The following is an 11972-nucleotide window of genomic DNA, read 5'->3' on the forward strand; positions in this document are numbered from 1 at the left end:
CGCCATCTGCTAATAATGGTTGTTTAGGCATACTACATGATCCACCTGATGGGGTGAAAGTTTCATTTAGGAGCGACGTTGAAGGAGGGTACACTCGTGATAGAAATCGAAAAGCCGAAGATTGAGACCGTGGAAGCCAATGAAGAAGGAACCTATGGAAAATTCGTAGTAGAACCGCTGGAACGTGGATACGGCACGACTCTGGGGAACTCGCTTCGCCGGATTCTGCTGTCCTCCCTCCCGGGAGCCGCAGTGACCTCGGTCCAAATTGACGGCGTTCTGCATGAGTTCTCCACCGTTCCCGGCGTTATGGAAGACGTGACCGAGATCATCCTGAACCTGAAAGCTCTCTCACTGAAGATCCATTCGGATGAAGAGAAAGTGTTCGAGATTGATGCGGAAGGGGAAGGCGTGGTTACCGCCGGAGATATCCGCGCGGACAGCGACGTTGAGATCCTGAACCCGGACCTTCATATTGCAACGCTGGGACCTGGCGCGAGATTGCACATGCGTATCTTTGCCGGCCGGGGCCGCGGTTACGTCCAAGCGGACCGTAACAAGCGCGAAGACCAGCCGATTGGTGTGATCCCGGTGGATTCCATCTACACGCCAATTTCCCGCGTTAATTATTCCATCGACAATACTCGTGTAGGTCAAGTGACCAACTACGACAAACTGACGATGGAGATCTGGACGGATGGCAGCATCCGGCCGGAAGAAGCTGTTAGCCTTGGAGCCAAGATTTTGAACGAGCACCTCCTTCTGTTCGTGGGTCTCACGGACGAAGCGAAGGACGCCGAAATCATGGTCGAAAAGGAAGAAGACAAGAAAGAAAAAGTTCTCGAAATGACAATCGAAGAGCTGGATCTTTCCGTACGTTCCTACAACTGCCTCAAGCGTGCCGGTATTAACACGGTACAAGAGCTGACCACGAAGACCGAAGAAGATATGATGAAGGTCCGCAACCTGGGCCGCAAATCTTTGGAGGAAGTTCAAGAGAAGCTGGAAGAGCTGGGTCTGGGACTCCGTACGGAAGAATAACAGTCACCGATTGATTGCGAAGAAGGAGGGACAAACATGGCATACCAAAAGTTGGGCCGTGATTCCAGTGCGCGTAAAGCATTGTTCCGCGATCTGGTAACGGACCTGTTCTTATACGAGCGTATCCAAACGACGGAAGCCAAAGCGAAAGAAGTTCGTTCGATCGCTGAAAGACTGATTACGAAGGCGAAAAAGGGCGATCTGCATGCCCGCCGCCAGGTAGCTGCTTTCGTACGTCGCGAAACGGTGGATGGCGAGCAGGATGCAATCCAGAAGCTGTTCGCAGACATCGCTCCGCGTTACAGCGAGCGTCCAGGCGGATACACACGTATCCTGAAGCTGGGACCACGCCGCGGCGACTCTGCGCCTATGGTGTATCTGGAACTGGTAGACCGCGCGTAAGCATCAAGCAAGCTTACGATTTCTTGTGAATTGGTTCATTGGAATGTGCCCGATCCTCGGCTCGGCTTGTCCTACAAGGCATGACGCCCGCTCACGGCCCCGCCGGGGCACGGCGTCACAAGCTGAGAGAGGCGGCGGCATTCCGGCTCCTTCGGGCGGCTTGATCTATCGGATATCTGCATAGGTATCCGCCTGTCGTGCAGGAAACCGCGGAAATCCGCTTGTTCAATAGAAGGAGCTCCGGAGTGGGGCTTCTTTTTTTGTGGCGTCGGCGTCATTGTATTGGGGAGAGGAAGAACAACCATGCGCAACCTGCTGATGAAGGTCGACTATGACGGTACCCACTACGAAGGCTTCCAGACACAGCCGAGCGGCCGGACCGTTCAGGATCATCTGGAACAGGCCATCTGTCAGTTGACCGGCGAGAAGCTGAAGATCACCGGCTCGGGAAGGACGGATGCCGGGGTTCATGCCTACGGGCAGCCTTTTAATTTCATTACCGAATCCCGCATACCGCTGGAACGATGGTGCCTGGCACTGAATACCCGGCTGCCGCTGGACATAGTCGTTACGGAGGCAAAAGAGGTTCCGCTGTCTTTCCATTCCCGCCGGTCAGCCAAGCGGAAGACTTACCGTTATGCGATTAACGGCAACCGTTTCCCGGACGCTTTTCAGCGCCGTCTGCAATATCATCACCCGACACCGCTGGATGCAGAGGGGATGCAGCAGGCCCTTGCCCACGTCGTGGGAACCCATGACTTCACCTCGTTTGCTTCGCGTAAATCGACCAAGGAGTCTCATGTGCGCACGATCTATGAGGCTAGGCTGGAGATTGACCGGAGCAGCTGCAGACCCGGGTCCAAGGATCAGGGCATCCTGTATACCTATATAACCGGTAATGGATTTCTGCAATATATGGTCCGGATCATTATGGGGACGCTGATCGAAGTAGGCGAGGGCAAGCGCCGGCCCGATGACATGAGAGCAATCTTGGAGGCCTGCAATCGGATGAAGGCAGGACCGACGGCGGTAGCTCATGGGCTTACCCTCTGGAGCGTAGAGTATGATCCATGCATGCTGACGGAGAGCAGGGAATCCAACGAAAATTTAATTCAGCAGAACGGGAATTAAGTGTTGCTTTGCCTTTGAACATACTGTAAAATAAAAGTTGTGTTTTCTTGATGGCTATCCCACAGCCCCGATCAAGAAGATGCCGCTAAACAGCATTACCCAACCTACAACAATAACGAATAATGAACTCAGATATACGAGATTTTCGTACGAGAACAAGGAGGAACTATTGATGCGTACCACTTACATGGCGAAGCCGAACGAAGTTGAGCGCACTTGGCATATCATTGATGCCGAAGGCAAAACTCTCGGTCGCTTGGCGAGCGAAGCCGCTGCCCTGATCCGCGGCAAGCATAAACCACAATTCACCCCGCATGTGGATACTGGCGATTTCGTTATCGTAATCAACGCCGAGAAGATTCACCTGACTGGCAAGAAACTGCAGAACAAGAAATACTATCGTCACTCGATGCATCCGGGCGGTCTGAAAGTTACGACCGCACAGGATATGTTGAACAGCAAGCCGGAGCGCGTTATCGAATCCGCTGTACATGGCATGATTCCGAAGACTCGCCAAGGCAACGCAATGAAGCTGAGACTGAAAGTATATGCCGGCACCGAGCATCCACACGCAGCACAAAAACCTGAAGTTTACGAACTTCGCGGATAAAATTCAAGGAGGACAGTTTCATGGCACAAGTACAATACTATGGGACAGGTCGTCGTAAACATTCGGTAGCACGTGTTCGCCTCGTACCGGGTGAAGGACGCATTGTCATCAACAAACGCGACATCAACGATTATTTTGGTCTGGAGACACTGAAGCTGATTGTTAAGCAGCCTCTGACTCTGACTGAAACCCTGGGCAGCTACGATGTAATCGTACTGGCTCATGGCGGCGGCATCTCCGGTCAAGCCGGTGCGATCCGTCATGGTATCTCCCGCGCTCTGCTGAAAGCAGACCCGGAATACCGTTCCGCTCTGAAGAAAGCCGGCTTCCTGACACGCGATCCGCGTATGAAGGAACGTAAGAAATACGGCCTCAAGGCCGCTCGTCGCGCTCCTCAGTTCTCGAAGCGTTAATATTCGTTGCAATTACCGAACCCTTTCTCTCGCAGAAAGGGTTTTTTGCGTCTTCCGGAGCTAAAGTTCTTGCTCCGTTCATTGACAACGGATGTAAATCATTTATACTATTGCATATAAGTTTAGTTGGTTTTATGGGCCTTATTTCTAGGATGGGGGAACCGAGAAGATGAACTTGCTGGAGAAAGAAGAACTGATTCGTGTTCAGGCGGAAGAATTGGAGCATGCAACGCCGGAAGAGATTATTCGGTGGGCAGTCGATGCTTTTCCAAATATAACATTCGCTTGCAGCTTCGGTGCAGAAGATGTGGTGCTGGTGGATATGATGCAGAAGGTGAGCCCGGTGACGGATATTTTTTATCTGGATACGGACTTTCATTTCCAAGAGACTTATGAGACCCGCGATCAAATGGCAGCGAAATACGGGTTAGAATTTGTGCGGGTAGCTCCGCAGCTTACACCGGAAGAACAAGCTCAGCAATATGGAGAGGCGCTATGGAGCGTGGATGCCAATCAGTGCTGCAATATCCGTAAGGTGGAGCCGCTGACACGCATTTTGTCCCAGTACGACGCTTGGATTACCGGCATCCGCCGGGACCAGGCTCCGACCCGGGCCAATGCCAAGAAGATTGAATATGATTATAAATTTGGGCTCGTCAAGTTCAACCCGATTGCCGACTGGACCACAGAGGATGTCTGGAATTACATCCGGACCAATAACGTGATCTATAACCCGCTGCATGACCGCAATTATCCGAGCATTGGCTGTGAATACTGTACCCGGGCCGTCATGCCCGGCGAAGACCCCCGTGCCGGACGCTGGTCGGGATCGGACAAGACAGAGTGCGGATTGCACAAATAAACGACGAAGCAACAAAGCAACGGTCAACCTTACAAAAGGAGAGAGATGAACGATGACGTCGATACTTCCTCACGGGGGAACGCTGATTAACCGGCTGGCAGAGGGAGAAGAGCGTCTGAAGCTGCTGGAAGAGGCGGCGGGACTCCCGCGCATTGAGATTAGCACTTGGACAGTGTCTGATCTGGATCTGATTGCAGTGGGAGCTTTCTCGCCGCTGACCGGCTTTTTGAACAAAGAAGACTACGAGTCCGTCGTTAAGACCATGCGACTGGCCAATGGAACAGTCTGGAGCATTCCGGTGACCTTGGCGGTAGACGAATCCCGGGCTTCCGAGCTGGCAGCGGGAACGCGCGCGGCGCTGGTAGGACAAGAGGATAACGTCGTCTATGGACTGATTGACGTGGAGAGCGTCTATACCGTTGACCAAAGCGTAGAGGCCCAGCATGTCTTCAAGACGACTGATCCGGAGCATCCGGGCGTAGCCAAGCTCCTGGCTCGACCTTCTACCTATGTGGGAGGAACAGTAACCGTCCTGAATCGGCCGCAGCCCGAGAAATTCGGAGAGTTCTATTTTGACCCGGCCGAGACGCGGCGTCTTTTTGCGGAGAAGGGTTGGAGAACCGTCGTTGGTTTCCAGACCCGCAATCCGGTCCACCGGGCGCATGAATATATTCAGAAATCGGCTATGGAGATTGTAGACGCGCTCTTCCTTAATCCTCTTGTCGGGGAGACCAAATCGGATGATGTGCCGGCCAATGTACGGATGAAGAGCTATCTGGTGCTGTTGAAGAATTACTACCCGGAGAATCGCACGTTCCTGGGCGTATTCCCGGCGGCTATGCGCTATGCGGGACCCCGGGAGGCTATCTTCCATGCGATGGTGCGCAAGAATTACGGCTGCACCCACTTCATCGTCGGCCGCGACCATGCGGGCGTCGGCGATTATTACGGCACTTATGAAGCGCAGGAGATCTTCTCGAACTTTACTGCGGAGGAACTCGGCATTACGCCGCTGTTCTTCGAACACAGCTTCTTCTGCACCAAGTGCGGCAACATGGCTTCCAGCAAGACCTGCCCGCACCCCAAAGAATCGCATATGACGCTGTCCGGCACCAAGGTGCGCGCGCTGCTCCGGGACGGGGTATGTCCGCCGCCCGAGTTCACCCGGCCGGAAGTGGCCGAGGTGCTGATTGAAGGCATGCAAGAGTCGGCTGCCCCAAGCGGTTCCTGACGATCCGGCATAAATGGCCCTCTTGTCCCATATAGATGAGTAGAATCTATGGGGACGAGGGGGTCTTTGTTATGTCCGGCCGCCATCGGCGTAAGGTCTCGGTCTGGATTTCTTGGAGTCGCATCAAAAGAGGCTGCGCCGGCGCAGCGCTGCTGGCTCTGCTTATCGGTATTGTAGCTTATGACATGCCCACCGCCCGGACATGGGATTACTGGAGCCTGCCGCTGTCGGGCCGGGTCATTGCCATTGATGCCGGTCACGGCGGTCCCGACGGAGGAGCCGTCAGCCGGCAAGGGCTGATCGAGAAAGAAGTCAATCTTGCGGTTTCTTTGTACCTGCGCGATTATCTCCAGCAGGCTGGCGCCATCGTTGTCATGACCCGGGAGGGAGATAATGACCTGGCAGGAGAAGGTACGCGCGGATATGCCAAGCGGAAGACGGAAGATCTCAAGCAGAGAGTGCGGACGATTGAGGAGAAGAAGGCGGATCTGTTCATCAGCATTCATATGAACAGCATACCGTCGGCCCGGTGGAGCGGCGCCCAGACCTTTTATTATCCGAATCATCCGGACAATGCCGAGCTGGCCCGCCTGATCCAGTCGGAGATCCGCGGAACGCTGGAGAATACCGACCGGGTAGCCAAGACCGTCCAGACGGTCTATCTGCTGCGGGCGCTCCGGATGCCATCGGCTCTGGTGGAGGTGGGATTTCTGTCTCATCCCCAGGAATCAGTTCTGCTGGGGGACGATTTGTATCAGCGAAAAGTGGCGACTGCCATCTATCGGGGAATTCTTCGGTATGAGGCGGGGGAGAAAGCGGGGGACTACTCTTCGCCAAAAGAGTAATGATATAATAGACTGAAATCCAACCGATAGAAAGCGAAGGTGCTTGTCATGCTCTCCAGGGAACAGATACAGGAAATACTGCTGCCGATTCAAGATTCCTCAACCGGACACAGCCTGGTCGAGCTGCAGCTCATACGGGATATTATGGTCAAGGAAGACCGCATTTCACTGTCGCTGGTCTGTCTCGATTCCGATGAAGGCAGACGGATGGAACTGGAGCAGGCGGTCAGGGACTGTCTCCAGGAAGCGGGCGTCGAGAGCGTCCACATCCGGCTGCGCGATGCCACCGAGCATGAGCGCGGTCAGATCGCCCAGAAGACGGGAGAGGGCGCAGGCTACCCGCAGGAAGACCGTTTGAAAGGACATGCCGCCGGCCTGGACGACCACCAGATGCTGAGTGAGCAATCGGGCATTAACTTCATTGCGGTAGCGAGCGGCAAGGGCGGCGTCGGCAAATCGACCGTGACCGTTAACCTGGCGGCGGCGCTTGCCCGCAGAGGCTACCGGGTAGGGCTCATTGATGCCGACATTTACGGATTCAGCATTCCTGATATGATGGGGATTGAAGAAGGGCCGGAGGTTGAGGAGGGGGTCATTCACCCGGTGGAGCGCTTTGGCGTCAAGGTCATGTCGATGGGCTTCTTCATCCGCGAGAACAACCCGGTAATCTGGCGGGGACCGATGCTCGGCAAAATGCTGCGCCAATTCTTCACCGACGTAGCCTGGGGCGATTTGGATTACCTGCTGCTTGACTTGCCGCCGGGTACGGGGGATGTAGCTCTCGATGTGCACCAGATGCTTCCGCACAGCAAAGAAATCATCGTCACGACGCCTCATGCCACGGCAGCCTTTGTAGCGGCCAGAGCCGGGGCTATGGCCCAGCAGACCGATCATGAAATCCTGGGAGTCGTCGAGAATATGTCTTATTATGTGTGCCCCGGCTGCGGCAAGAGGGAGTATGTCTTCGGACGCGGCGGCGGAGCCAAGCTGGCAGAGACGCTTCACACCGATCTGCTGGCGCAGATTCCGCTCGGAGCGCCGGACAATCATATCGCGGAACCGGACTTCTCTCCGTCTGTCTACAAGGCAGGCACTGACACAGCCCGGCTGTTCGAAGAAATGGCGGATCGCATTGCAGTGAAATGCCAATGACAATCTAAGAAATCTGCGCAAAAATCCGGAAGCATCCCGTTAGGGATGACTCCGGATTTTTTTACTGTCCCGAGCCCTGTTCGCCGCCGCTTTCCGATTTCTGTCCGCCGCCGGAGCCGCCGCCCGAACTGCCGCCCTGCTTCTCCTCTTTGGGCTGCAGTTCTTCCTTGACGACCGTCTTCAGCAGATCCATCACCTCCATGCGGAACAGGGGATTCTGCATCGTCTCCTGCATGATCGTCATCGTCTGCTTCCGGTAATCCGACGTCTTCGTCAGATCCAGGAACATCTTCATCACTTCCGGCGATTTCATGATGGCTTCCACCGATTTTTGATAGGTGGGGTCCTTGATCAGCTGCAGATGAAGCTGCTTGCTCTGGGAACTGATAGCCTTGGCAAAATCGCCGGCAAATTTCGGGTCGGTCATTACCTTCTCGATTTCCTTTTTGTACTCAGGAGCCGTAATCGTATCCTTCACGGCCAGCCGGATTTGCTCGTTGCTCTGAAGCGGCAGACTCTGCATGCTAAGACCGCCGCCCGAACTGCTTCCCCCGGCTTTGGAAGAAGACATGGCCTCCTCCACTGCTTTTTTGCCTTCTTCGCTCTTGAGAATGTCAACGACCATAGTCTTCATTTCCTTGTAGCTGACCTGCTGGGACGAGGAGCCGCTTTGCTCGCTGCCGCAGGCGGTCAGCGTCAGAAGAAGAAGGACGCCCATTCCTGCTCTCCGTGTCGTGCCCGGCTTCATCGCGCTGCCTCCCTTATCGGATTGAATGGAGTTAGTATGCACCGGAGAGGAAGACATTTATGAGGAATTCCCGCAGCATTTTTCCCGGCAGGGCTGCCGCAATTCTCCTGTAGCTGACTCGTTGCCAGCCGCTGATGGCTGGTTAGATCAGCCAAGCATCGGTTAAAAATTAAAGAAAGAGGCAGGAGGCGAAACGGAAGATGAATATAGACCGCTATCTCATCAACAATACGAATGACCGCATTTTGTCCAAGCTGGACCCGGAGGATACCGGCCCTTTCCGCGATAAGGAAGAAGCCGAGGCGAAGATGGAAGCCTTGAAGGAGCGGCTGGCCGAGCTGCAGGACATCTTGTTCGCCCAGAAGGAGAAGTCTCTGCTGGTCGTTCTTCAAGGCATGGATTCCAGCGGCAAGGACGGTACCGTGAAGCACATTTTCTCGGGGGTGAATCCTCAAGGATTTACCGTAACCAGCTTCAAAAAGCCGTCCCTGGAAGAGGCGGCTCATGATTTTCTATGGCGGGTGCATATGAAGACTCCGGCAAAAGGGTACATTTCCGCGTTTAACCGCTCCCATTACGAAGATGTGCTGGTGCCGCGCGTGCACGGCGGTCTGGATAAGGAAGAGCTGAAGCGCCGGTTCAAGCATATCCGTCATTTTGAAGAGATGCTGACCGATCAGAATACCGTAATCCTGAAGCTGTTCCTTCACATATCCAAGGAGAAGCAGCTGGAGAAGATTCAGGAGCGCCTTCAGGACCCGACCAAACATTGGAAATTTGACGTCAGCGATCTGGAGGAACGCAAGTTCTGGGATGATTACCAGGACGCTTACGAGGACGTCTTCAGAGAAACGTCGACGGACACGGCGCCTTGGTACTGGATTCCGGCGAACCGGCGCTGGTACCGCAATTATCTCGCCTTATCCATCGTAGTGAAGACGCTGGAAGGCTTCGATCTCCATTATCCCAAGCTTAATTCGCCGACACCGGATATCTCCGAGCTGATTTCTCCCCGGCATTGACGGCCAGGCATCGGTTCTTTAGGATGGGCCCTACAGGCCTGCTGCGTCTTCCAGACGGTCGTTCAGCCAAGCGGAGTCGCGGACCTCTTTGCCTTCGGTAGTTCCTTGATTGATCAGCTCAGATACCGTGACGAACTCATAGCCCTGTCTGCGCAGCTCGTCGATAATAAGCGGCAGGGCTTCATGGGTTTGTTTACAGGAATCGCTGGCATGCAGCAGCACAATATCGCCGGGATGAGCTTTGGTCGTTACCCGATTAACGATGTTCTGCACTCCGATGTTTTTCCAGTCGAGAGAATCCGTATCCCACTGAATGACCTTATATCCGAGATCGGTCGCCACCTGAAGCACCCGCTTGTCGAAATCCCCGTTGGGCATCCGGATCAGATTTGGCGTCTTTCCGGTCATATCCGTAAGAACGGTCTGGGCGGTTAGAATCTGCGTGCGGATGTCTTCATTGCTCAGTGTGCTGTAATTGACATGCTTATGCCCGTGGCTGCCGATTTCATAGCCGGCGTTCTTGATTGAAGCGACAATGTCGGGATGCGTCTTGCTCCAGGGAGAAGAGAGGAAGAAGGTGGCTTTATCGACCTTTTTGTCCTCTAGCACCTGCAGAATCGGCCCCGGACGCTTCTCTCCCCAACTGATGTCAAAGGTGAGGGCAATAAGCTTCTTCTCTGTGGGCACACTGTAGATAGCGGAGGGAGTGGTGGAATCCGAGAAGACCGTGATATTGCCTCTCTCGACATACACAATACCGGCAGCCAGCAGCGCGGCGGCGAAGGCGTAGAAGAAACGCTTTATTTTTCGGCCGCTGAATACATAAAAGGAATTCATTCGTTCAGGCTCCTCTCCTAGTAACGGGCTTGTTTGTTCTAAATGTATGCCCGTACGAGAGGGTTATGACTTGGACCGATACGAACATGAGAGGTGAACGATGTTATCGCCATTGACCTTCCTTCGGGATTTGAGACAAATAAAAGGGGCGCTTTGGACAGCGCTCATCTTCTTTGCAGGCGGCATTGCAGCCGGATGGTTCGGCACGGGCGGGCTTGAGTCGCTGCTGAACAGCCAGATGGAGGGGCTGGGGAGGACTGCCCAAAATTTGCGGGAATCTTCCTCGCCTCAAATGTCCTTCTTTATTTTCATCTTCTTGAACAACAGCATGAAGAGCGTGGTCATTCTTTACCTGGGTGCGTTGTTTGGCATCCTTCCGGCTCTGTTTCTGGTCATTAACGGCGGAGTGATCGGCTATCTTGTTCATCGCGCGAGCCTGCAGGGGGCGGATCTGTTTGATCTGATTGTAAAAGGACTGCTTCCTCACGGGGTTATCGAAATCCCGGCGCTGCTGATTGCTTGCGCTTATGGAATCCATTTCGGACGGAGAGTGTTTGACAGCCTGGGAAGACGGCAGAACCGGGAAGCGGCAGGTTGGTCCGTATTCATGCGGCAGACACTGACAGCCTCGGTATGGATTATTCTGCTTCTGCTGATTGCGGCAGTTATCGAAAGCACGCTGACCTTTGCGCTCCTCTCCTAGAAATCCGGACAATTTGAGGGAAGAGCGGCGTCTAGAGAATCCTTTGGGGTAATAAGGTAATAGAGAACCGGTTTTCAAAAGGGAAAATTTATAATTTTGGTTATAAATTAACGACTTCGGTTAATCTAGTGTAAGCGATACATGACCCATACGGCAGAAGCTCTTCGCCTTGAATCGTTCTATACATGAAGGAGGTCAAACCTATGCTGGGGATGTTGTTCAATGAGAAAGAATGCAAGGAACTCGATTATGTGCTCCGCAAAGAGCTGGATGAAATGCTGTTGGATCTTAGCGATCAGCGGCTCGATCAGAATATTAGACATGCGATAGCCAACCGGTACAAGACGGTGTTCCGGATGTACGCCCGATTTGCGCCTCAAAAGGAACTGTCCAAGTATGCATGGGGCGGGAAATCATCGCAATTCAAGCACTAACCTAAATGAGTTATTTAAATAGGGTTGACTTTCAAAGGGGCGCTGTGATAAATTATATCTCGCGCTCCTTTTTGTATGGATGGAGACGCAAGGCAAATCGGAAATTTGAAATCAAATTTTTCAAAAAAAGACTTGCCAAGATGACAAGCGGTATGATATATTATAAAGGTCGCTGCGACGCATTGATGAGTCAAAGCAGACAAGATGGTTCTTTGAAAACTGAACATCGAGTGAGTGAAATATCGAGAGTAACATCTCGTCAGATTCATCTTATGAGCAAGTCAAACGAACTTGTTCGTCCGAAAGGATCGGCTCAGCCGAGATCGATGTTTTTCGGACGTTCAGCTCGACGAAGGTCGAGCCTTTTATGGAGAGTTTGATCCTGGCTCAGGACGAACGCTGGCGGCGTGCCTAATACATGCAAGTCGAGCGGATTCATTCAGAGAGCTTGCTCTTTGGATGAATTAGCGGCGGACGGGTGAGTAACACGTAGGCAACCTGCCCTTCGGACCGGGATAACTACCGGAAACGGTAGCTAATA

14 protein-coding genes and 1 rRNA gene are annotated in these 11972 nt (G+C 53.5%); 13 read left to right on the forward strand and 2 right to left on the reverse strand.

Annotation, left to right across the window (positions count from 1 at the left end):
- Positions 1-96 precede the first annotated feature (96 nt).
- The 9 genes from RBI05_RS16480 to RBI05_RS16520 all read left to right on the forward strand — a co-directional run bounded on the left by RBI05_RS16480 (position 97) and on the right by RBI05_RS16520 (position 7687).
- On the forward strand, positions 97-1041 hold the full coding sequence (locus RBI05_RS16480; RefSeq protein WP_150459820.1) for a DNA-directed RNA polymerase subunit alpha: 945 nt from the start codon (positions 97-99) through the stop codon (positions 1039-1041).
- A gap of 36 nt (positions 1042-1077) precedes the next feature.
- Entirely contained in the window at positions 1078-1443 is a 366-nt protein-coding gene (rplQ, locus tag RBI05_RS16485; RefSeq protein ID WP_150459819.1) for a 50S ribosomal protein L17, read from the forward strand.
- 303 nt (positions 1444-1746) lie between these two features.
- Complete coding sequence (gene truA, locus RBI05_RS16490) at positions 1747-2574, forward strand: tRNA pseudouridine(38-40) synthase TruA (RefSeq protein ID WP_150459818.1); 828 nt, start codon at positions 1747-1749, stop codon at positions 2572-2574.
- Positions 2575-2746: 172 nt separating this feature from the next.
- A complete protein-coding gene (gene rplM / locus RBI05_RS16495; RefSeq protein WP_150459817.1) occupies positions 2747-3184 on the forward strand; it encodes a 50S ribosomal protein L13 in 438 nt (145 codons plus the stop codon).
- A gap of 20 nt (positions 3185-3204) precedes the next feature.
- Positions 3205-3597 (forward strand): 30S ribosomal protein S9, encoded by a 393-nt coding sequence (gene rpsI, locus RBI05_RS16500; RefSeq protein WP_150459816.1) that lies wholly within the window; start codon positions 3205-3207, stop codon positions 3595-3597.
- Positions 3598-3766: 169 nt separating this feature from the next.
- Positions 3767-4459, forward strand: coding sequence for a phosphoadenylyl-sulfate reductase (locus RBI05_RS16505; protein ID WP_150459815.1), 693 nt, complete (start codon positions 3767-3769; stop codon positions 4457-4459).
- A gap of 52 nt (positions 4460-4511) precedes the next feature.
- Positions 4512-5690: a sulfate adenylyltransferase gene (gene sat, locus RBI05_RS16510; RefSeq protein ID WP_310551861.1), complete on the forward strand. Its 1179-nt coding sequence runs from the start codon at positions 4512-4514 to the stop codon at positions 5688-5690.
- A 71-nt stretch (positions 5691-5761) separates the two neighbouring features.
- Positions 5762-6535, forward strand: coding sequence for an N-acetylmuramoyl-L-alanine amidase CwlD (cwlD, locus tag RBI05_RS16515; RefSeq protein WP_310551862.1), 774 nt, complete (start codon positions 5762-5764; stop codon positions 6533-6535).
- Positions 6536-6583: 48 nt separating this feature from the next.
- Positions 6584-7687 carry an Mrp/NBP35 family ATP-binding protein gene (locus tag RBI05_RS16520; protein WP_310551863.1) on the forward strand — a complete coding sequence of 368 codons (1104 nt, stop codon included), beginning with the start codon at positions 6584-6586 and terminating at the stop codon, positions 7685-7687.
- A gap of 61 nt (positions 7688-7748) precedes the next feature.
- Here RBI05_RS16520 and gerD read toward each other — a convergent pair whose 3' ends face one another.
- Entirely contained in the window at positions 7749-8435 is a 687-nt protein-coding gene (gene gerD, locus RBI05_RS16525) for a spore germination lipoprotein GerD (protein WP_310551864.1), read from the reverse strand.
- 200 nt (positions 8436-8635) lie between these two features.
- Between gerD and RBI05_RS16530 the strand changes: the two genes are divergently transcribed.
- Positions 8636-9457 (forward strand): PPK2 family polyphosphate kinase, encoded by an 822-nt coding sequence (locus RBI05_RS16530; protein WP_310551865.1) that lies wholly within the window; start codon positions 8636-8638, stop codon positions 9455-9457.
- Between the two features lie 30 nt (positions 9458-9487).
- Here RBI05_RS16530 and pdaB read toward each other — a convergent pair whose 3' ends face one another.
- Positions 9488-10294, reverse strand: coding sequence for a polysaccharide deacetylase family sporulation protein PdaB (gene pdaB / locus RBI05_RS16535; protein ID WP_310551866.1), 807 nt, complete (start codon positions 10292-10294; stop codon positions 9488-9490).
- A gap of 100 nt (positions 10295-10394) precedes the next feature.
- On the opposite strand from pdaB, the gene RBI05_RS16540 reads away from it, so the two are divergent.
- The 3 genes from RBI05_RS16540 to RBI05_RS16550 form a co-directional block, all read left to right on the forward strand.
- Positions 10395-10997, forward strand: a complete 603-nt coding sequence (locus RBI05_RS16540; RefSeq protein ID WP_310551867.1) for a stage II sporulation protein M — start codon at positions 10395-10397, stop codon at positions 10995-10997.
- A gap of 203 nt (positions 10998-11200) precedes the next feature.
- The gene (locus RBI05_RS16545; protein ID WP_066367494.1) at positions 11201-11431 is read left to right on the forward strand and encodes a hypothetical protein; all 231 of its coding nucleotides are present in this window, start codon (positions 11201-11203) and stop codon (positions 11429-11431) included.
- A 364-nt stretch (positions 11432-11795) separates the two neighbouring features.
- Positions 11796-11972, forward strand: a 16S ribosomal RNA gene (locus tag RBI05_RS16550); the annotation flags it as partial.

It is taken from the genome of Paenibacillus glufosinatiresistens, assembly GCF_031470375.1.
GTDB classification, from domain to species: Bacteria; Bacillota; Bacilli; order Paenibacillales; family Paenibacillaceae; genus Paenibacillus_AQ; species Paenibacillus_AQ glufosinatiresistens.

Excerpts from the sequence above, each read along its gene's own strand:
- pdaB (WP_310551866.1), bottom strand. The coding sequence starts at position 10,294 with ATGAATTCCTTTTATGTATTCAGCGGCCGAAAAATAAAGCGTTTCTTC.
- gerD (WP_310551864.1), bottom strand. The coding sequence starts at position 8,435 with ATGAAGCCGGGCACGACACGGAGAGCAGGAATGGGCGTCCTTCTTCTT.
- RBI05_RS16505 (WP_150459815.1), top strand. The coding sequence starts at position 3,767 with ATGAACTTGCTGGAGAAAGAAGAACTGATTCGTGTTCAGGCGGAAGAA.
- rplM (WP_150459817.1), top strand. The coding sequence starts at position 2,747 with ATGCGTACCACTTACATGGCGAAGCCGAACGAAGTTGAGCGCACTTGG.
- RBI05_RS16520 (WP_310551863.1), top strand. The coding sequence starts at position 6,584 with ATGCTCTCCAGGGAACAGATACAGGAAATACTGCTGCCGATTCAAGAT.
- RBI05_RS16530 (WP_310551865.1), top strand. The coding sequence starts at position 8,636 with ATGAATATAGACCGCTATCTCATCAACAATACGAATGACCGCATTTTG.
- RBI05_RS16545 (WP_066367494.1), top strand. The coding sequence starts at position 11,201 with ATGCTGGGGATGTTGTTCAATGAGAAAGAATGCAAGGAACTCGATTAT.
- RBI05_RS16540 (WP_310551867.1), top strand. The coding sequence starts at position 10,395 with ATGTTATCGCCATTGACCTTCCTTCGGGATTTGAGACAAATAAAAGGG.
- rpsI (WP_150459816.1), top strand. The coding sequence starts at position 3,205 with ATGGCACAAGTACAATACTATGGGACAGGTCGTCGTAAACATTCGGTA.
- truA (WP_150459818.1), top strand. The coding sequence starts at position 1,747 with ATGCGCAACCTGCTGATGAAGGTCGACTATGACGGTACCCACTACGAA.
- cwlD (WP_310551862.1), top strand. The coding sequence starts at position 5,762 with ATGTCCGGCCGCCATCGGCGTAAGGTCTCGGTCTGGATTTCTTGGAGT.
- rplQ (WP_150459819.1), top strand. The coding sequence starts at position 1,078 with ATGGCATACCAAAAGTTGGGCCGTGATTCCAGTGCGCGTAAAGCATTG.
- sat (WP_310551861.1), top strand. The coding sequence starts at position 4,512 with ATGACGTCGATACTTCCTCACGGGGGAACGCTGATTAACCGGCTGGCA.